This window comes from Solirhodobacter olei, from assembly GCF_004010155.1.
Taxonomy (GTDB): domain Bacteria; phylum Pseudomonadota; class Alphaproteobacteria; order Rhodobacterales; family Rhodobacteraceae; genus Solirhodobacter; species Solirhodobacter olei.
On sequence record NZ_RRYH01000013.1, the window covers coordinates 189,334 to 208,322 of the forward strand.

17 protein-coding genes are annotated in these 18,989 nt (G+C 63.8%); 9 read left to right on the forward strand and 8 right to left on the reverse strand.

The genetic code is table 11. From position 1 onward, the window contains the following. Window positions 1–86 precede the first annotated feature (86 nt). The 8 genes from EIP85_RS11695 to EIP85_RS11730 all read left to right on the forward strand — a co-directional run bounded on the left by EIP85_RS11695 (window position 87) and on the right by EIP85_RS11730 (window position 10,246). The gene (locus tag EIP85_RS11695; protein ID WP_422067215.1) at window positions 87–944 is read left to right on the forward strand and encodes a carbohydrate ABC transporter permease; all 858 of its coding nucleotides are present in this window, start codon (window positions 87–89) and stop codon (window positions 942–944) included. Next, on the forward strand, window positions 944–1,825 hold the full coding sequence (locus EIP85_RS11700; protein WP_127902361.1) for a carbohydrate ABC transporter permease: 882 nt from the start codon (window positions 944–946) through the stop codon (window positions 1,823–1,825). The genes EIP85_RS11695 and EIP85_RS11700 overlap by 1 nt, the downstream gene beginning before the upstream one ends. Before the next feature lie 5 nt (window positions 1,826–1,830). After that, on the forward strand, window positions 1,831–2,943 hold the full coding sequence (locus EIP85_RS11705; RefSeq protein ID WP_127902362.1) for an ABC transporter ATP-binding protein: 1,113 nt from the start codon (window positions 1,831–1,833) through the stop codon (window positions 2,941–2,943). Beyond that, window positions 2,940–4,439 (forward strand): GMC oxidoreductase, encoded by a 1,500-nt coding sequence (locus EIP85_RS11710; RefSeq protein ID WP_127902363.1) that lies wholly within the window; start codon window positions 2,940–2,942, stop codon window positions 4,437–4,439. Before EIP85_RS11705 ends, EIP85_RS11710 begins: the two co-directional genes overlap by 4 nt. Window positions 4,440–4,509: 70 nt before the next feature. After that, on the forward strand, window positions 4,510–6,093 hold the full coding sequence (locus EIP85_RS11715; RefSeq protein ID WP_127902364.1) for a GMC family oxidoreductase: 1,584 nt from the start codon (window positions 4,510–4,512) through the stop codon (window positions 6,091–6,093). A gap of 87 nt (window positions 6,094–6,180) precedes the next feature. After that, on the forward strand, window positions 6,181–7,242 hold the full coding sequence (locus EIP85_RS11720) for a LacI family DNA-binding transcriptional regulator (RefSeq protein WP_127902388.1): 1,062 nt from the start codon (window positions 6,181–6,183) through the stop codon (window positions 7,240–7,242). Between the two features lie 47 nt (window positions 7,243–7,289). Then, window positions 7,290–9,311: an FAD-dependent oxidoreductase gene (locus tag EIP85_RS23230; RefSeq protein WP_241559986.1), complete on the forward strand. Its 2,022-nt coding sequence runs from the start codon at window positions 7,290–7,292 to the stop codon at window positions 9,309–9,311. Further along, window positions 9,308–10,246 carry a sugar kinase gene (locus EIP85_RS11730; protein ID WP_127902365.1) on the forward strand — a complete coding sequence of 313 codons (939 nt, stop codon included), beginning with the start codon at window positions 9,308–9,310 and terminating at the stop codon, window positions 10,244–10,246. The genes EIP85_RS23230 and EIP85_RS11730 overlap by 4 nt, the downstream gene beginning before the upstream one ends. Before the next feature lie 121 nt (window positions 10,247–10,367). Here the strand turns inward: EIP85_RS11730 and EIP85_RS11735 are convergent, their stop codons facing one another. The 3 genes from EIP85_RS11735 to EIP85_RS11750 form a co-directional block, all read right to left on the reverse strand. Then, window positions 10,368–10,634 (reverse strand): hypothetical protein, encoded by a 267-nt coding sequence (locus EIP85_RS11735; protein ID WP_127902366.1) that lies wholly within the window; start codon window positions 10,632–10,634, stop codon window positions 10,368–10,370. Window positions 10,635–11,255: 621 nt separating this feature from the next. Continuing rightward, the gene (locus EIP85_RS11740; protein WP_206615514.1) at window positions 11,256–11,702 is read right to left on the reverse strand and encodes a GNAT family N-acetyltransferase; all 447 of its coding nucleotides are present in this window, start codon (window positions 11,700–11,702) and stop codon (window positions 11,256–11,258) included. A 619-nt stretch (window positions 11,703–12,321) separates the two neighbouring features. Further along, entirely contained in the window at window positions 12,322–13,422 is a 1,101-nt protein-coding gene (locus EIP85_RS11750; protein ID WP_127902369.1) for a citrate synthase/methylcitrate synthase, read from the reverse strand. 81 nt (window positions 13,423–13,503) lie between these two features. Between EIP85_RS11750 and EIP85_RS11755 the strand changes: the two genes are divergently transcribed. Then, window positions 13,504–14,721 (forward strand): citrate synthase family protein, encoded by a 1,218-nt coding sequence (locus EIP85_RS11755; protein ID WP_127902370.1) that lies wholly within the window; start codon window positions 13,504–13,506, stop codon window positions 14,719–14,721. A gap of 100 nt (window positions 14,722–14,821) precedes the next feature. On the opposite strand, the gene ftsH is transcribed toward EIP85_RS11755, so the two are convergent. From ftsH to EIP85_RS11775, 5 genes are all read right to left on the reverse strand, one after another. After that, window positions 14,822–16,657: an ATP-dependent zinc metalloprotease FtsH gene (ftsH, locus tag EIP85_RS11760; protein WP_241559984.1), complete on the reverse strand. Its 1,836-nt coding sequence runs from the start codon at window positions 16,655–16,657 to the stop codon at window positions 14,822–14,824. A 314-nt stretch (window positions 16,658–16,971) separates the two neighbouring features. After that, window positions 16,972–17,112, reverse strand: a complete 141-nt coding sequence (locus EIP85_RS22775) for a hypothetical protein (protein WP_164871710.1) — start codon at window positions 17,110–17,112, stop codon at window positions 16,972–16,974. A 28-nt stretch (window positions 17,113–17,140) separates the two neighbouring features. Beyond that, window positions 17,141–17,386, reverse strand: a complete 246-nt coding sequence (locus tag EIP85_RS11765) for a hypothetical protein (protein WP_206615515.1) — start codon at window positions 17,384–17,386, stop codon at window positions 17,141–17,143. A 408-nt stretch (window positions 17,387–17,794) separates the two neighbouring features. After that, window positions 17,795–18,286 (reverse strand): acyloxyacyl hydrolase, encoded by a 492-nt coding sequence (locus EIP85_RS11770; RefSeq protein WP_164871711.1) that lies wholly within the window; start codon window positions 18,284–18,286, stop codon window positions 17,795–17,797. Between the two features lie 229 nt (window positions 18,287–18,515). Continuing rightward, window positions 18,516–18,989, reverse strand: a 474-nt coding sequence (locus EIP85_RS11775; RefSeq protein ID WP_206615516.1) for a Crp/Fnr family transcriptional regulator, incomplete at its 5' end; no start/stop codon positions are given.

Sequence of the window (18,989 nt, forward strand, 5' to 3'; positions counted from 1 at the left end):
GGCCGGCCTTTCGGCCGGCCCCTCATCCACCACAATGGGAGAAGAAAGCCGTGGCCCGTCCGAACGCGACAGACCTGCGTACCCGGTTGCAGGAATGGATCCCCAAGCTTGTTCTGGCGCCCTCGATCGCCTCGATGCTGTTCTTCGTCTACGGGTTCATCCTGTTCACCGTCTATCTGTCCTTCACCGACAGCAAGATCCTGCCGACATACGGCTGGGTGGGCTGGAGAAATTACTCGAACCTCTTCCAGCTTCCGATGTGGAGCGTCGCGCTTGAGAACCTCGCGATCTTCGCGTCGCTCTACATCATGATCTGCATCGCGATCGGACTCGGTTTGGCAATTCTTCTGGATCAGAAGATCCGCAGCGAAGGCGTGCTCCGTCCGATCTATCTCTATCCGATGGCTCTGTCGTTCATCGTGACCGGCACCGCCTGGAAGTGGCTTCTCGATCCGGGCCTCGGGATTGAGCACACCATGCATCTCTGGGGCTGGACGAGTTTCCATTTCAACTGGATCAAGAGTTCCGACTACGCAATCTATTGCGTCGTGCTCGCGGCAGTTTGGCAGACCTCGGGTTTCGTGATGGCGATGTTCCTCGCCGGGTTGCGCGGGATCGACAACGAGATCCTCAAGGCGGCCCAAATGGATGGTGCCTCGAACTGGAGCCTCTATCGACGGATTGTGATCCCGCAGCTTCGGCCGGCGTTCCTGTCGGCTATTGTTATCCTCGGCTTCCTCGCCATCAAGTCCTACGACCTGATCGTCGCGCTCACGGGCGGCGGCCCGGGCTGGGCGACGCAGCTGCCCTCGACCTTCATGTATTCCTATACCTTCACGCGCAACGAGATGGGCGTCGGCGCAGCTTCCGCCGTGATCATGCTGATGATGACCGCGGCAATCCTCGTCCCCTACCTCTACTCCGAACTGAAGGAGCCGAAGTGATGTCCTCGGCCATCCAATCGAACGTGGTCCATTCGGGCCGCGTCGCACGCGTCGTGATCCACGTCGTGCTGCTGATCGCGGCGCTGTTCTACCTGCTGCCTCTCTTCGTCATGCTGATCAACTCGGTGAAGCCACTGTCGCAGATCCTGGACGGCAACATGATGTCGCTGCCCCATGTCTGGACCCTGAAGCCCTGGAGCGAGGCCTGGTCCACCGCACAGATTGGGGTCGAGCCCACGGGGCTGAGGCCGTATTTCTTGAACTCGATCGAGATGGTGGTTCCGGCGGTGGCAATCTCCACCATGATGGGTGCGCTGAACGGCTATGTGCTGACCAAGTGGCGCTTCCGTGGGGACACCTTCCTGTTCGGGATGATGCTTTTCTCCTGCTTCATTCCGTTCCAGATCGTCCTCATCCCCATGGCGCGGGTGCTGGGCATCCTAGGGATTGCTGGAACGGTTCCCGGCCTGATCCTCGTTCACACCGTCTATGGGCTCGGCTTCACGACCCTCTATTTCCGCAACTACTACGCCGCGTTCCCGACGGAGCTTGTCCGGGCCGCGCAGATCGACGGGGCGGGCTTCTTCCGGATCTTCTGGCGGATCCTGCTGCCGCTGTCAGGCCCGATCATCGTTGTCGCGGTCATCTGGCAGTTCACCAACATCTGGAACGACTTCCTCTTCGGCTCGTCATTTGCAGGGCAGGGGAGTCAGCCGATGACCGTCGCGCTCAACAACCTGGTGCAGAGCTCGACCGGATCGAAGCCCTACAACATTCACTTCGCGGGCGCGATCATCGCGGCGCTGCCCACGCTCATCGTCTACATCGTCTCGGGCCGGTATTTCGTGCGCGGCCTGATGGCGGGATCGGTCAAGGGATAACTGCTATGGGCTTTCTGGATATCTCCAACGTCACCAAGTCCTACGGTTCCGTCGAGGTCTTGCACCGCGTCGACATCGCCGTCGAGGAGGGGGAGTTCCTCGTCCTCGTCGGGCCGTCCGGCTGCGGTAAGTCCACGCTGCTGAACATGATCGCAGGGCTCGAAGGCATCACCTCGGGTGAGATCGCGATCCAGGGGCGGGCGATGAACGGGGTGCATCCGTCGCGGCGCAACATCGCCATGGTGTTCCAGAGCTACGCGCTCTACCCCAATATGACCGTGGGGCAAAACATCACCTTCGGTCTTGAGATGCATGGCACGCCGAAGCCTGAACGCGAGGCCGCGATGAAGCGGGTGGCAGCCATGTTGCAGATCGACCAGCTTCTGGACCGAAAGCCCGGCCAGCTTTCGGGTGGTCAGCGCCAGCGTGTCGCAATGGGTCGGGCGCTGGTACGCAATCCCGACGTGTTTCTGTTCGACGAACCCCTGTCGAACCTCGACGCGAAGCTCCGGGTGGACATGCGTACCGAGATCAAGAAATTACACCAGTCCCTCCGCACGACGATCGTCTATGTGACACATGACCAGATCGAGGCGATGACGCTTTCGACCCGGATCGCTGTGATGAACAAGGGGTATGTCCAGCAACTCGGCACCCCGAAGGAAATCTATGACACGCCGGCCAACATCTTCGTGGCGACTTTCATGGGCAGCCCGGCGATGAACATCCTTCCGACCCGAGTGGTTCTGCGCGACGGCGTTCCCCATGCGCAGGTGAGCGACGCGGCCGGCAACGTCCAGTACCTTCGGTTCAGCCAGCAGAACCTCGCGGCCTGGGATGGGCGGGAAATCCTGCTCGGCATCCGCCCGGAGGCGATCACCGACCCCGAGGGGGCAGACCGCAAGTCCGCCAACATCCAGATGCTGACCAATCTCGTCGGCGTCACGGAGCCTGCCGGCTCCGACACCTTCGTCACGATGACACTGGCGGGCTGTGACGTCATCGGCCGGATGCGTGCGGACGCCGCCGTTTTGCCCGGCGCGTCCTTCGAATACGCGATCAACATGGAGAAGGCGGTCGCCTTCGATCCCGCTACGGAAGAACGTATCGCGCCATGACCGCACAGGACCTCATCATCATCGGCTCCGGCATGGGGGGAGCGACGCTCGCGGCTGCCCTGGCGCCGACAGGCCGGCGCATCCTGATCGTGGAGCGCGGAGAGCGCCTGCGGCCCACGCCCGAGGCGCGTGATCCGTCCGCGATCTTCGAGAGGGGCCATTTCCGCCCGAAGGAGGAGTGGATCGACGGAGCGGGACGGCCGTTCAATCCCGGCAACTACTATTACGTAGGAGGCAACTCCAAGTTCTACGGTGCCGTGCTGATCCGGTTCCGCGCCGAGGATTTCCGGCCGGTCCGCCACATGGGCGGTGTCACGCCCGGTTGGCCGATCGCCTACGGCGAGATCGAGCCCTTCTATAGCGCCGCCGAGACACTCTACCGCGTGCGCGGCGCAGCGGGCGAGGACCCGACCGAACCGCCTCGCTCGCAGGCCTACGCCTATCCGCCGGTTCCCGACGAGCCCGACATCGCCGATCTCAGGCGGCGGCTCTTGGCGGTCGGGCTCCACCCGGCATCATTGCCGCTCGGCGTCGACGTCTCGCGGTGGCTCGCCTCAGGGCAGACGCCGTGGGACGCCTTTCCGGACACCTGCGGCGGCAAGATGGACGCTGAGACTGTGGGGCTTGCCGAGGCGCTAAAGTATCCGAACGTGACGCTGATGACCGGTGCCCGGGCGGTAGAGCTGGCGGCCGGGTCGGTTGGAAAGATAACCGGGGTGGAAATCGAGGTGGCAGGGCGGCGGGAGCGCGTCGAAGCGCCGCTCGTTGCGCTCTCGGCAGGGGCAGTGCAGTCGGCGGCGCTGCTGCTCGGCTCGGCCAATCCGGCGTGGCCGAAGGGGCTCGCGAACTCTTCCGGCCAGGTCGGCCGCAACTTCATGAACCACAACTGTTCGGCCCTGCTGGCGCTGCACCCGCTCCGGCTCAACCGATCAGTCTACGAGAAGACCCTGATGGTCAACGATTTCTACCTGACTGGCGGGCCGAACGGGGAGCCGCTCGGGAACATCCAGCTTCTCGGGAAAATCTCCGGGCCGATCCTCGCGGCATCCTCTTCGCTGCCGCGTCCGCTGGCCGGCTGGATCGCCAGGCGGTCGGTTGACCTCTACGCGATGTCCGAGGACCTACCGAGCCCGGAGAGCCGAGTGACGGTGGAGGGCGGACGCATTCGGCTGGACTGGAAGCGGTCGAACTGGGAGGCACATCTGGCGCTTGTCGCACGGCTGAAGGGGGCGCTCCGCAAGGCCGGCTATCCCATCGTGCTGTCGCGGGCGTTCGATCGACGCACGCCCTCGCACCAATGCGGCACGGCGCGGATGGGCACGGATCCGGGTGCGAGCGTGGTGGACAGCTTCTGCCGTAGCCACGACCACGGGAACCTCTTCGTGGTCGATGCATCGGTCCTGCCGACTTCGGCGGCCGTGAACCCAGCCCTGACGGTGGCCGCGCTCGCGATGCGCGCCGCCCAGCACATCCGGCAGACGGAGTTCGCGGCATGAGACCGGGGCGGAAAAATCACCGGGCGTCCGCTCTGCGGGACGGGCGGACGGCGCAGCGTTAGGGGAAGGCATGGACGCGAGCTACGATTTCATCATTGTCGGCGGCGGCTCGGCGGGTTCGGTGGTGGCGGCTCGGCTGAGCGAGGACCCCGCGGTCAGCGTCCTACTACTGGAGGCTGGCCCGCGCGACCGGCACCCGTTCTACCACCTGCCGGCGGGCTTTGCGAAGATGACGAAGGGCATCGGCTCCTGGGGGTGGGAGACGGTGCCGCAGCGCCACATGCAGGGCAAGGTGTTCCGCTACACCCAAGCCAAGGTGATCGGCGGCGGATCGGCGATCAATGCGCAGATCTACACGCGCGGGAATGCACAGGATTACGACGACTGGCGTCAGATGGGCTGCGCGGGCTGGGGCTACGAGGAGGTCCTGCCCTATTTCCGCAAGGCCGAGGACAACGACACGTTCGACAACCGGTATCACGGCAAGGGCGGGCCGCTGGGTGTCAGCCAGCCGATCGCACCGCTGCCGGTGTGCGAGGCCTATTTCGAGGCCGCCGCCGCTTTGGGCATTCCCCGCAACATGGACGTCAACGGCGAGAAACAGGACGGCGTCGCCTACTATCAGCTCACCCAGCGCAAAGCGCGCCGGTCCTCTGCGGCGATGGCCTATCTCGCGCCGAACCGCGGCCGCCGGAACCTCACAGTGCGGACAGGCGCGTCGGTGCGCCGTGTTCTGGTTTGCAACGGCCGTGCGGTGGGTGTGGAGCTGATGGACGGCGAGCGGCTGAACGCTGGAAGCGAAGTGATCCTGTCTTCCGGGGCGATCGGCACGCCGCGGCTGCTGCAGTTGTCTGGCGTCGGGCCTGCGGCACATCTCGAAAGCCTCGGCATCGAGGTGCATTTCGATCAGCCGGGGGTCGGTGCGAACCTGCAGGACCATCTCGACCTCTACTGCATCTGCGAGCTGAACGGCCCGTTCAGCTACGACCGCTACGCGAAACCGCAATGGGCGGCTGTCGCCGCGCTGCAGTATCTCTTTACGCGCAAGGGGCCGGTCGCCTCCTCGCTCTTCGAGACGGGCGGGTTCTGGTATGCCGATCCCGACGCCCGCTCGCCCGACATCCAGTTCCATCTCGGCCTCGGCACCGGGATCGAGCATGGCGTGGTCGCTATGCCGATGGGCGGCGTGACCCTCAACTCCTGTTACCTGCGCCCCCGCTCGCGCGGGACGGTTCGGCTGCAATCGTCTGATCCCGCCAAGGCACCGCTCATCGACCCGAACTACCTTGAGGACGCGCGTGACCGAGAGATGTCGATCAGGGGACTCAAGACCACGCAGGAAATTCTGGCCCAGGCGCCGCTGAGGCGCTTCATAAAGGCCGAGCGTCTGCCGGGACCGGATGTAAAGACCGATCAGGACTACTTCGACTTTATCTGCCAGCACTCCAAGACGTCGCATCACTGCGCGGGCACATGCCGTATGGGCCCGGATGCCGAGGCAGTCGTCGACATTCGCCTGCGATTCAACGGAATCGACGGCCTGCGCATTGTGGACAACTCGATCATGCCCACGGTGATCTCTTCGAACACCAACGCGGCAGCGATCATGATCGGCGAGAAAGCTTCTGACATGATCCGTCAGGACCATGGCTGAGGCATATCCCTTCGATCTCCTCGCCTGTCAGGGAAATTTGCCTAGGATCGGGCTGATCGACACAGAACAGAGACGGGTGTGAGCGTTATGGACCGCAGACCGACGATCATCGATGTGGCGCGCAAGGCGGGCGTCTCCAAGTCTACCGTCAGCCTGGTCCTGCAGAACAGCCCGACGGTCCGGGAGCAGACTCGTATTCAGGTTCGCGACGCGATGGCGGAGATCGGCTACGTTTATAATCGCGCGGCCGCCAACCTGCGCAGCGCGGGAGCGGGCCTTATCGGTCTTGTCATCAACGATCTGCGCAACCCGTTCTTCACCGAATTTGCCACGTCCCTGCAGATGGCGCTTTCCGCGAGGGGCTTCGCGACAGTCGTCGCGAATACAGACGAAAACTCGCGGCTGCAGGAGCAGGTGGTCGCCGCAATGATCGAACACGGCGTTTCGGCCTTCATCATCTCTCCGGCCTATGGTGATGGCGACGGCGCCTTTGACGCCATTGCTCGGGCTGGCGTCCCTGCGATGCAGGTTTTGCGGAAGGTGGACGAGCGGGTCGATCTGTTTCCGTTCGCCGCTCCAGACTACCTCGCGGGCAGCAGGATCGCGACCGCCCATCTTCTTGAACGGCAGGCCCGTCGCATTGCGTTTGTGGGCGGACTCGAAGGCCGCAGCGTGACGCAGGAGCGGATGGCCGGCTACCTCGAAGTTCTGAGCTCCGCGGGTATGCCGCCCCTGATGCTCGCCGGCCGGTCGAGCCGAAGCTTCGGACGCGATGCCGCCAAGAAACTCGCCCGACAACACCCTGAGGTGGACGCCGTGATCTGCTTCAACGACCTTGTGGCGCTCGGGCTGATCGCCGGTTGCGCGGAGATCGGTCGGCCCGTCGGTGGCGACGGTCTCCGCGTCGTTGGTTTCGACGATATTGAGGAGTGCGGCCAGACCTGGCCGACACTTTCCTCCGTGCGGTGCGATATCGCCGGATTTGGCGAGGCGATTGCCGCGACGATTCTGGGATGGCTGGAAGACGGCAAGATGCCTCCACCGGTACGCCGGACGGAGGTTCAGCTTATGGTCCGCGACTCCAGTGCCCGATTGCCTGTGTCTCGGCAGGGCAGTCTCCCCCAATCTCCATCGGAAGATCCATCGTGAGCCTTGATATACCCCAGCAGATCCTCGACTCTCTGACCGACGTCGACATGCCGCGACTGGGGCCCGAGCCGGAGTGCACTGACCGGTGGCGGGTCTCCGGATATGGCATCCCAGTCTATTCGGCTGGTGCGCTGGTCGTCGGCAGCGGTGCAGCCGGCCTGCGCGCGGCGGTCGAGTTGAGGCGACGGGGGGTGGAGGTCGCCGTCCTCACGCAAAGCGCCTGGGGAGGCACCTCGGCCTGTTCCGGATCGGACAAGCAGACCCTGCATACGGCAAACACCTCTGACCAGGGCGACAACTACCGCGACATGGCCGCTGCGATCCGGGCGGGCGGTGCGATGGACGAAGACACCGCCTATGTCGAGGCGGTGGGGTCTGCCCGGGCGATGGCCTCGCTTCAGTTCCTCGGCCTGCCGCTGCCGCAGGATCGGCTGGGCGGCACCCTGCGCTACCAGACAGACCACGACGAAGTGGGTCGGGCCACCAGCTGCGGCCCGCGCACATCGCGGCTGATGGTTAAGGTGCTGGCACAGGAAGCGATCCGCCTCGGCATTCCCATCTACAACCAGACGACTGCCGTCCGGATTCTCAAGGACGCCAGAGGCGACCTGCTTGGCCTCCTCGCGATCCGCGCGAAGGATCGCAGCGACGACAACCCGCTGGGCGCCGTGTTCTTCGGCGCCTCGATCCTTGTCCTCGCCGCCGGCGGGCCGGGCGAGCTCTACCGCGACAGCGTATTTCCGAACGGATGTTTCGGATCGCTTGGCCTTGCGCTCGAAGCGGGACTCGATGTCGTCAACCTGACTGAAAGCCAGTTCGGCATCGGGACGCGGCGCGAAGGCTTCCCCTGGAACCTGTCGGGCACCTATGTGCAGGTGATCCCGCACATCTACTCGGTCGACGCAGACGGAACCGAACATCATTTCCTGGCGGATTACTACCGCACCACGCAGGAGTTGGCCTCGAACGTCTTCCGAAAGGGATACCAGTGGCCATTCCACGCCACCCGGATGCTCGACTTTGGCTCCAGCCTCGTGGATCTGGCGATCTTCCGTGAGGGAGAGCAGGGGCGGCGGATCTTCATGGATTTCAACCGAAATCCCCTTCCAGTGCCGGGCGATGCCCCGTTCGCCCTCGACCGCCTCGACACCGACGCCGCCGCCTACCTGCGCAAGGCCAGGGCGGATCAGGCGCTGCCCATCGACCGCCTGCGGCACATGAACCCGCTCGCGATCGAACTCTACCGCCGCTACAAGATCGACATCGCCGCCGCGCCCCTCGAATTTGCGGTCAACAACCAGCACATGAACGGCGGCATCGCGGTCGATATCTGGGGCCGCAGTTCCGTGCGGGGGATCTATGCCGTGGGCGAGGCCGCCGGAACCCATGGCGTTACCCGGCCGGGCGGGGCCGCGCTGAACGCCGGGCAGGTGTTCGGTACGAGGGTCGCCGAACACATTGCTGCAAGCGGGTGGGCGGTTTGTCCCGAGGCCGGAGATCCTCCCTCGGCCCTGCGGGATGCGATTGCCAAAATCGAAGCGATCGCCCGCACCGATAGCCGGCTGACGCTTCGCAGGGTCCGCAAGGAGGTCCAGACGAGGATGAGCGAGAAGGCGGGCATCCTCTGTTCGCCCGACGAGGTCGGTGCGGCCCTTGTCGAAGCAAGCAAGCTCTGCGCGGAAATCCGGCGGAACGGCATCCGTCTTGATCGCCCGTCCGAGCTATCGCGTGTGATCCAGTGGCAGCAGATGGCATTGGTTTCCGAGGCGGTGCTTGCCGCTCTTAACTTCTACATCTCCAGCGGGGGCGGCAGCCGTGGAGCTCGCGCGATCTGCGATCCCGCCGGCGCCGGGCTGCCTAGGGCGAAAGCGGGGCCGCTTGAGGCCTATCGCTTCCGAGAAGAGCGCGCCGAACACCGGGGCGAACAGATTGTAGTCCGGCTCGCCGATGGAGAACTCCGACTGTCCGTTCGGCCAAACCGTGCAACCGCTACCGACCGGCCGTTTTTCGAACGCGACTGGCCTGCATGGCTGACAGGCACGATCTACGCCGCGGATGAATTGCGATGAGTGGCGCCCGCCGGGTCATCGCCATCGGCGAGGCCATGGTCGAGATGGCGCCCGTGGGCCAGGGCCTCTACCGCCGGGGCTTCGCGGGTGACACGTTAAACACCGCGTGGCACATGGCACAGCTCCTGGGCGGAGAGGCGTCGGTCGGGTTCGTCAGCCGGGTCGGGCAGGACAGCCTCTCCGGCGGCTTTCTGGCGGAGATGCGGGCAGACGGGCTCGATATCTCGGGGATCGGCCTCGACCCGGAGCGCACCATGGGCCTTTACCTGATCGATCTGATGGGCGTCGAGCGCCGGTTTCACTACTGGCGTAGCGCGTCTGCTGCACGCGCGCTTGCCGACGACCGCGCCGCTCTGGAAACGGCCGCCATCGGAGCGTCCCTAATCCACCTTTCCGGGATTACGCTCGCCGTCCTGAGCCCCACCGCCCGCCAAACACTCCTGAGCGTGCTGCACGACGCGAGAGCCGCCGGCGCGCGCATTTCTTTCGACCCCAACATTCGTCCCCGATTATGGTCGTCGCCTTCAGAGATACGCGAAACGGTGCAGGGCATCATGGCGGTTTCGGATATTGTACTACCGAGCTTTGACGACGAAACGATGACCTGGGGAGACGCAACGCCTTCGGCAACCATCGAACGGTACCGAGACCACGGGGTTTGCGAGATCGTGGTCAAGGACGGTGCCAATCCGGTGCATGCATTTGCTGACGGCAGCGAGCTAATCCTGGCAACGCCGGAGGTTTCCGACGCTTGCGACACAAGTGGCGCCGGTGACGCCTTCAATGCCGGCTATCTCGCCGCACGCTTGCTGGGCTATAGCGTTGCACCCTCACTTTCCGCAGGTCAGGCGCTGTCGGCAGAGGTTATCAGAACCTATGGTGCCCGTGCCGCGAAGGGCCGCATTCCGAGACTGCAACGAGTTCCGACTCCCTAGCGTCCGGCAAGACATTAGGCCCACAAATGTCGGTTGCGGGTGGGCTTGTTGGAAGTCAGTTTAGTTCGCCGTGTGATCACCTGCGGCGTCGCGCGAATGACCGACAATCAGCCCGCGACGATCATTGCGCCGCCCGCAGCGCGCCGACCAGAGCCGCAACCCGCTCAGCCGCGACATCCGACGGTACCCGAAGCTCCACCTCGCAGATCTCGATCACCACGACACCCTGCGCTCGGAGGGCCGCCGGCGCGAGCTCCTCAGGCTCCGGCGCGACCGTCACCGGCACAAACTTGGGCACAGCGATGTCCTCTACCCCCTCCATCGCCTCGGCCAGCTTCGCGCGGACCATCGAGAATGCAGGATCGGCCTGCTGGCGCGACTGGAACATGGGCCGGCTCCCCATATGTTGGGAATCGATACATGATTTCCTCAAGTTGACTGCGGCACTGTTGTTCAGCGCTCCCAGACAACCGTAAGGCCTGCGCGTGCGGTCTCGGCCGTTTCATCCCCAATGAGCGAGAATAGCCTTTCCCTATTCTCGCCGGAGCCGCACACTTCGGCCACCTCCATGTAGCGTCAGGACGACATCCAGAGCGATAATGCCGCACATCGTGTCACCCTATGCCTGGCCTCTACTGGCGGGTCAGAGCACGTTACTTCATCTAGCGGAGACAACTTGTTCGCGTCGTCATCCAAGGCAGTTCTTATGTCCTTGGCGTGCGATATAACTGCGTCAAGCGCGGCGCGAGCCTTCGCTGCATCCGCGATATGCTGCGCCTGCACGGGAGGTGAGAAGGGGCTCGTCGCTGCGCCGACCTTGAACGACAGCAACGCGCCCTGATCCCGGACGTTCAAAGGCGGGGCTGGATGGCAGAAACCTGTTGTTGGTCGCAATCCATTCAAAGGTTCGGTGTTCGGACAAAGCGAGCGGTTGATGAGCTCAACCGAGTGGCCGCTATTGAATTCGCTTTGTTCCGCGACAGCCGTCCAGAAATCTCGCGTGAGCTGGCTATCGTTCAAAGGCCGAGCTGTATTGCACATTTCCACTGGCCCTTTTGTCTTCAAAGGAAAGCGCCTGCAGGTATCTCGTTGGAGCGTCGCCATATGTCAGATCTCCTGGCGAACTGAAACCGAAGCGCCCGTAGTAGGCTGGGTCTCCCAAAACGATACAGCCCGCACAGCCAAGGGACCGGAGCCGCTCCAAACCTTCCTCGATCAACAGCCGTCCAATACCCACTCGCTGAAGGTCCGGATGCACCGAGATCGGCCCGAGACCAAACCATCGTCCGTCCGCATCCGATACAGTCACCGGTGAAAAAGCAACATGGCCGACGATCTGGTCGTCTTCTACGGCGACGAGCGACACAGTGAGATTGCCATTCAGACGAAGCCTGTCGACAATCTGCGGCTCGCTGCCGTCGCTCCATTCAACGGGCGCGAAGGCAACCTTCGTCAAGTGTCGGATTGCGGCTTCATCTCCCGTGGCTTCATTACGTATTATCATACGAAGACCATTATCACCGTCGGTTCTTGGCGGATCGACCCAGGCAGAATACTCGATCAATTGCGGCACGGTCGATGGAGTATGCTCGGCCGCTCTCGTTTTTTGCTGAGGCTGCTGCCTTCATGCGTGCCAAGAGGTCAACCCGCGCGGCGGGTTTGCCGAAGGGGTTCTTCTCGGTGCCCTTCGCGTTGCGCTCGGCATAGCGTGGCTTTTTCTCGCCAGGCTTGGATGCCCCGATTTTCCGTAATCCATTCTCCGCCCTCACCTTCACCCTTTCCTGATCAGTCTTGCCCGAAATGACATGATCACGACAAGGCAGGACGAGTTAGCCGTTCACTTTAGCAGGACGATAACGTTGGGGGTTTTCCCATGGCGCATCTTGTGGGTCCGGGGGCAACAGTTCGCGCCCTTCGACGCGATAGAGAGCGCAGCGAACTCGAACCCGAGATCGCTAGCTTGATGTGCAAGCGCAACGACACCATACGCCAAGCAAGCGTGCTACACGAATAGGCTTGGCATTCCCCACCGGTGCCGCCTCTCCTCTATGACGCCCTTCGCCTGCCAGAAAGGGCTACGGGCCGACATAGCGGGATTTTGGGCGGATCAGGCGGCCAGTTGCCTCCTGCTCCATCACGTGCGCCGCCCAGCCGGACATCCGGCCGGCCGCGAAGACGTTGGTGAAGCTGTCGCGCGGAAAGCCGACGGCCTCTAGCAGCAGCGCCGTGAAGAATTCGACATTGGTCTGTAGCGGACGGAGCGGCTTCTTCTCCGCCAGCAGGGTCAGCGCTTGCGCCTCGACGGCCTCTGCGAACCGGATGCGTCCGGCCCCGTCGCGCAAGCGGGCCGTCGCACCCTTCAGGACATCCGCGCGCGGGTCGCGCACCCGGTAGATCCGGTGACCGAAACCCATCAGCCGCTCTCCCCGGCCCAAGGCGGCCTCCAGCCAGGGGCGGATATTGTCCTCCGTCCCGATTGCATCGAGCATGTCGAGGACCGGGCCGGGCGCCCCTCCGTGGAGAGGACCCTTGAGAGCGCAAAGAGCGCCGGTGACGGACGAGAACATCCCGGCCCGGGTCGAGGCGATGACCCGCGCCGCGAAGGTTGAAGCATTCAGCCCGTGATCGGCGACCGTGACGAGGTAGGTGTCCAGCGCCGCCACCTTGTCATCCGTCGCCGGCGCGCCGTGCAGCATGCGCAGAAAGTCAGCCGCCTGACTGAGCGACGGATCCGGCGTGATGGGGGCCGCTCCGGCGTTGCTTCGCGCGATGGCAGCGGCAAAGACCGGCACGGCCGCGACGGCCAGGAGGTGATGGGATGTTGCCTCCGTATCGGCGAGGACTGACAGGCAGAGACGCAGCGCCTCGACCTGCGAGAGACCGTGGACCGCGGGCAGCAGCGGCGTCATCATGTCAAAGGCGCGCTCCCGCGCGGGTCCGAGAGCCGCACGGATTCCGTCGGCGTCCATCGCTTCTGGGGCGAGGCCGTCCCACAGGAGGGCGAGCAGGGCCTCGAAGCGCCACGTGGCGAGAGTGTCGAGCGGACGGCCGCGCAGGATCAGTTCTCCTGCCGCGCCGTCGACATAGCTGAGAACGGTCTCCGCAGCGATGACATCGTCAAGACCGAGGGCCGGGCGGGGGGAGTCGATGGCGGGGGCATGGGCTTGATCGGTCATGGCAATCCTCTTGGTTGACGGCAGGAGGATGGCGCTTCAACATATATCGTCAATCTTGATTCTTTAGATCAATATAAGATCATGACGAACCCTACGACCTTTCTCGACGCCGAGACCGCCGCCGAAGTGCTCGGTGTCAGCCGCGCAACGCTCTATGCCTATGTCAGCCGCGGGTTCGTCCGGGCCGTCCCGGGGGCCGATGACCCGCGACGGCGGCTCTATAGTGCCGAGGACATCGCGACACTTGGCAAGCGCAAGAAGGCGGGCCGCCGCCCGCGCGACGTGGCTTCGGCGACGCTTGACTGGGGCCTGCCGGTGCTTTCGTCAGCGATCACGCTGATCGAGGCAGGGCAGTTCTACTATCGCGGCCGGAACGCGGTGGAATGGGCCGAGCAGGCGACCTTGGAGGAGACAGCGCGTCTGCTATGGGGTTGCGGCGAGACGGATCCCTTCGGGAGTGGTGAGGCCCCCGGCACAACGACATGGGACGCGGCGCTGCTTGCCGCTTCGACGGAGTTGCCCCTGAGTGAGCGCTGCCAGATGCTGCTGCCGCTGGTCGCCGCGGGGCGGGCCACTGCTTGGCAGAGGGAGGGCCGCCGGCTGTGGTCCGGCGCGGCGGAACTGCTGCGTGCCATGACGGCAGCGGCCACGGCAAGCATCCCTTCCGCCAAACCGATCCACGCGCGACTGGCCCATCTCTGGGGAGTCGACGGGGAGAGCGCCGACTTGCTGCGCCAAAGCCTCGTTCTGGTGGCGGATCACGAACTCAACGCCTCGGCCTTCGCGGTGCGGGTGGTGGCGTCGACTGGGGCCTCGCTTGGAGCGTGCCTCAACGCAGGACTGTCCGCGTTGGGGGGGCCACTACATGGAGGGACCACCAGCCTGGTCGAGGCCTTGATGGACGAGGTGGCCGCACCTGCCGAGGTGCTCCCGGTGATCGAGACCCGGTTTCGTCGGGGTGATGGGGTGCCCGGCTTCGGCCATCCACTCTATCCCGAAGGGGATCCGCGAGCCCGCGTTCTGCTGGATCATTTGCCCCCCAATGCCACACGCGCGGTGCTTGTTGATACGATGCAGGAGAGTACCGGGCGATATCCGAACCTCGACTTCGCCCTCGTCGCCGTCAGACGCGCGCTCGGCCTGCCGAAGGGGGCGGCACTGGCCTTGTTCACGATAGGGCGGACCGCAGGATGGATCGCCCACGCGCTTGAGCAGTACAGCAACGCGGGGTTGATCCGGCCGCGGGCGCACTACACGGGCCCAGTTCCCGGTGCGGAGGATCGCGCGCCAATCGAATGACTAGGCTTCGCCCGCCATCGGAGTGCGCTGTATTGCTGAGAGACGGTTGTGCGCCCCCAGGTCGGGCGCGCCTGTACCATATCGAGCGCGAGGTAACCGATCAGTGCTGCGGTCGCTTGAGCGGTCTGACGTTGCCACCGTCGGACAGGCAGGCTTCGATTTGTTCGCGATCCAGAACTTCCTGGCTCTCAAGCTCCCCCACCAATGACGAAATTTGCGATCTGTGTTCGGTTATAAGTCGCGCTGCCTCGTCACTGGCTTCCTTGAGCAGGGCTATCACGGCGTCATCAACACGCGCCGCGGTCCTATCTGCATGTTCATGTGGCTGAGCAATCGTCTGGCCGAGGAAGGGATGGTCCTCACTTTGGCGTAGGTCGACCGGCCCGAGATCGGCATCCATCCCCCAGCGCGCCACCATTGACCGCGCCAAGGCCGTTGCTCGTTTGATGTCGTCATCCGCGCCGGAACTTACGGTGCCGATCAGCTCTTGCTCGGCGGCGCGTCCTGCCAGAAGAATTACAAGCTGGCTGCGCAGATAATCTTCCGGGAGTGTGTGGCGCTCCTCTTTCTCGAGCATGTGCGTACCGCCAAGAGCGCGACCACGGGGGATGATGGTCACCTTGTAGAGCAGATCCGCGCCTGGGGTGTAGAAGGCCGCGGCTGTGTGACCTGCTTCATGCACCGCCAGTCGGTGGCGCTCTTCGGGCTGGATAGCCAAGGTGCGCACAGTACCCATCATTACCTTGTCCCGCGCTTCTTGCAGATCAGCCTCCGTGATCGTGTTGGCGCGACGCCGAGCGGCCGCGATCGCCGCTTCGTTGAGCAAGTTTTTCAGATCCGCTCCGGAAAAGCCCGGCGTTCCCGCGGCGATCTCGTCGAGGTTCGCGGGATCGGCCAGCGGCAGCTCCCGGGCATGAATGTCGAGGATTGCCCTTCGGGCGGTCTTGTCAGGCAGGTTCAGGACAACATGGCGATCAAACCGTCCCGGCCGCAGCAGCGCCGGATCGAGCACGTCAGGCCGGTTTGTCGCGGCAAGGACGACGACTGCCGCCTTGTCGTCGAAACCGTCAAGCTCTGCCAAGATCTGGTTCAGTGTCTGCTCGCGCTCGTCATGGCCGCCGCCAAGCCCGGTGCCCCTGGTCCGGCCGATGCTGTCGAGTTCGTCGATGAAAACCACTGCAGGCGCCGCCTTGCGGGCGGCCTCGAACATGCGTCTCACGCGTCCTGCGCCCACACCGACGAAGACCTCAATGAACTCTGAGCCGGAGGTTGAGAAGAACGGCACATCGGCCTCGCCGGCCAGAGCTTTGGCCAACAAAGTCTTGCCAGTACCGGGTGGCCCCATCAGCAGCACGCCGTGCGGCACTTCGGCGCCCACTTGTTGGAAGCGCTCCGGCTCACGCAGAAATTCGACCAGCTCCGCCACTTCCTTCTTGGCCTGATCCTGCCCAGCAACATCGGCGAAGGTGACGCGGCTCCTCTGGTCCGTCGGTTTCGAAAAGCGGCCTTTGAAAAGCTCTCCAATACCGCCTGGCCCTACACCTCCGCCCATTTGTCCCATCATTCGGCGCTGGAGCCAGACATAGAAGCCAATCAGCACCAGCCATGGCAGCAGGTACGTGAGAAGGGAGCCCTCCGACGGGGCGAGCGCAGTTACCGTAACGTTTTCCTTCTCGAGTAGCGGAAGAAGTTCGGGGTCTCCTTGAGCTGGTGTCACGGCCCGAAATCGTATCGGGTCGGTACCGGCAGCCTCTTTCCGGATCACTGTGATCTCGTGCTGCGCAACGATTGCCTGGGCGACTGTCCCATCACGGATCATCTGCTTGAGCTGACTATAGGCAACTATCTCCGTCCGAGACTGGTTCGGGATGATCAGCATCGAGATCAGGATGCCGAAGGTGAACAACCAAAGCAGGAGGTAAGGTGCCCGCCCCATTGGAGCGTCCGGCTTTCTATCTCTTCGGGACGGGTCCGCCATTGATTTCTGCACCTCTCCGTCCTGTGATCTTCCACGCCGCAGAATTCGGTGCGTTGACATGCGTCAAGCACCAGGCAAAGCGAGGAGGGCAGGCCAAACTTCATCAGCCATATTGATGAGGGGGAAGGGGAGAGCCTGCCTGCGAAGAAGTGAATTTCACCGACGATGGAGCGGTTTGGCCCTTTATTGTTGGTCCCTACGCCCTACGCCGTCGGGCGAGGTCAACTCCTGAATACGATCCCGATCGGCGCGACATCGACGCCGCATACGCTCTAAACGTCATTCCCTGCGATGCGCCAGGAAGACGACGGGCCGGCCCGCCCCCCCCAGTCCCGGTAGAACAGTTCGGTGCCGTCGGCGGCTTTGATCCGGCCGGGGCCCGCGACGGCGCCAAGGCGTGAGTGATCAAACATGCTCATCTCCTGTCGGGTCGGGTGGGCCTCAGGCCGCGGCCGGAACCTTGTCGAGGAACCCCGTGACGGCCTTCAGCCGGCCGGCCTCGAGCACGGCAAAGTCGGTGCCTCGGATCATGTCCGGCTCTTCTGTGGACCCGAGCGACCACGAGAAGCGGATGTTCTCGCCGAACCCGTCCACCTTGCCTTCGAGCGCGAAGCGGAAGCTGGGGAAGCGGTCCTGCACGCCGGCGATCAGCCCGCCGATCTCGTCGCGGCCGCGTGCGGCCGTCATCGGATCGGCATAGCTCGCCCCTTCGGCCTAGACCTCTGCCAGAAGCGCCTGGCGCCGGGCCGGGCCGGTCTCGTTCCAGGTGGCGATATAGCGATCGGCAATCTGCGCGATATCAGTCATCTCTGTCTCCCTCGACTGTCGGTCCAGTCCGATCCGGACAGCCTGACCATCGCCGCCATCGCGCCGCCTCTCAAATACACTACGGGTAATCGACGACACATTCCTCGGGTTATTGTTCGGTCCGCAGTCGTCGGAATCTGACATGGCTTCTGCCTGCCGATGCCAAGCTCCGGTGAGCTGGCCGATCGGTCCGCTCCAGTTTGAATGTTAGTGTCTGATCGGCAGCCTGGCCGAGGTCCGGCCGGGCCGCTGGTCCCGCGCCCCAAGACAAGGGCCGACCCCGCGGGGTTAAAACGCCTTCTCGAGACGCAGGGTGACGGTGTTCACGCCCGGGTTTGGGCTGTAGATGTCGGCGTTCGAGCGGTGGTAGAGCGCCAGCGACAGGCTCGCGCGGTCGGTCAGGCGGTAACCGAGCCCGAGCAGGCTTCGAAACTCCAGCGGGCCGCCAAGCACCGATGAGACCTCGCCCGCGTGGTAGTAGCCGGGCAGCTCACTGACTTCGACAAACCAGCGACCGAACGTGTAATTCGCCACTAGACCGATCCCGAGCCAACCGTCATGCCGGTGATCGGTGATAGCGGCGATGGCCGGGGCGACATGCCACCCGTGATTGCTCCAGAACGGCTTGCCATGCCACTCAAGCGTCAGGCTCGGGACGCTCGGTGTGCCGGCATGGCCGTAATCGGCGGCGCCATAGCCCAGCACCCAGGTTTCGGCATCGGCGAAGGAGGCAGGCGTGGCGGCGAGGACCGCCAGGCAGAGGACAGAAAGAATTCGCAAGGAATAGGCCTCCGGGATTTCTCAAACGGATTGCCGCTCTGGGTCCATTAGGGTGGTTCCCAGAGCCCGGATCAAGGCTGCTGCCGCAACCCCAGGGGTGCACTTCCCTGAGCGTGCGCTTCACTGCAGTAGTCGGGATCACGAAGCCGGGCAGAACGATCTTCGAGAGGTCACCCAGCAAGCCGGCGTTTGTAGGTTATGAAGGTCTTTGAAGCGCCTCCATCTCAGTTCACGCCGCGGCAGTTCCACAAATTTGAGATCCCTTCGTGCCGCTCAGGTGGAGTGAGCAGCCGCTGACGACGGAAGCATTCCGCAAGGCGCGTAAGGCTTCGACATCCGGCGCCGACAACTCCAACGTCGCGATGTCCGCCAGCCGGGCCAAATCGAGGATATCGAAATCGTTTGGGGTGTTGATCTGGATCGTCCCATTGTCGCGTAGCGCGTGTATAGCCCGGCTGATAGACTCAGCGCGCGTGCCCAGGTAGTGGGCGAGATCCACGCGCCCCATGGGAAGACGGATATGAAGGGCATTCGGGCGTTGCAGACCCAGCAGCTGCTCGTGAGGCGCATCGCGGCAGAAGATCAGCAGGAAGCTGGCAAGGCGCTCGACAACCTTCGGCATTGCGAGCACCTGAAGCCACTCTCGCCCCCGATCAAGCGCCTCGAGAGCTTTGTTCAGGAGCACGCGCTCCAAGATCGGCTC

What these genes read in the sequence shown, in the direction of transcription:
- ftsH (WP_241559984.1), bottom strand. Translation starts at nt 16,657, where the DNA reads ATGGGGCGGGCACCTTACCTCCTGCTTTGGTTGTTCACCTTCGGCATC.
- EIP85_RS11720 (WP_127902388.1), top strand. Translation starts at nt 6,181, where the DNA reads ATGGACCGCAGACCGACGATCATCGATGTGGCGCGCAAGGCGGGCGTC.
- EIP85_RS11755 (WP_127902370.1), top strand. Translation starts at nt 13,504, where the DNA reads ATGACGAACCCTACGACCTTTCTCGACGCCGAGACCGCCGCCGAAGTG.
- EIP85_RS23230 (WP_241559986.1), top strand. Translation starts at nt 7,290, where the DNA reads ATGCCGCGACTGGGGCCCGAGCCGGAGTGCACTGACCGGTGGCGGGTC.
- EIP85_RS11765 (WP_206615515.1), bottom strand. Translation starts at nt 17,386, where the DNA reads ATGACGGCCGCACGCGGCCGCGACGAGATCGGCGGGCTGATCGCCGGC.
- EIP85_RS11735 (WP_127902366.1), bottom strand. Translation starts at nt 10,634, where the DNA reads ATGTTCCAGTCGCGCCAGCAGGCCGATCCTGCATTCTCGATGGTCCGC.
- EIP85_RS11700 (WP_127902361.1), top strand. Translation starts at nt 944, where the DNA reads ATGTCCTCGGCCATCCAATCGAACGTGGTCCATTCGGGCCGCGTCGCA.
- EIP85_RS11710 (WP_127902363.1), top strand. Translation starts at nt 2,940, where the DNA reads ATGACCGCACAGGACCTCATCATCATCGGCTCCGGCATGGGGGGAGCG.
- EIP85_RS11750 (WP_127902369.1), bottom strand. Translation starts at nt 13,422, where the DNA reads ATGACCGATCAAGCCCATGCCCCCGCCATCGACTCCCCCCGCCCGGCC.
- EIP85_RS11715 (WP_127902364.1), top strand. Translation starts at nt 4,510, where the DNA reads ATGGACGCGAGCTACGATTTCATCATTGTCGGCGGCGGCTCGGCGGGT.
- EIP85_RS11705 (WP_127902362.1), top strand. Translation starts at nt 1,831, where the DNA reads ATGGGCTTTCTGGATATCTCCAACGTCACCAAGTCCTACGGTTCCGTC.
- EIP85_RS11730 (WP_127902365.1), top strand. Translation starts at nt 9,308, where the DNA reads ATGAGTGGCGCCCGCCGGGTCATCGCCATCGGCGAGGCCATGGTCGAG.
- EIP85_RS22775 (WP_164871710.1), bottom strand. Translation starts at nt 17,112, where the DNA reads ATGTTTGATCACTCACGCCTTGGCGCCGTCGCGGGCCCCGGCCGGATC.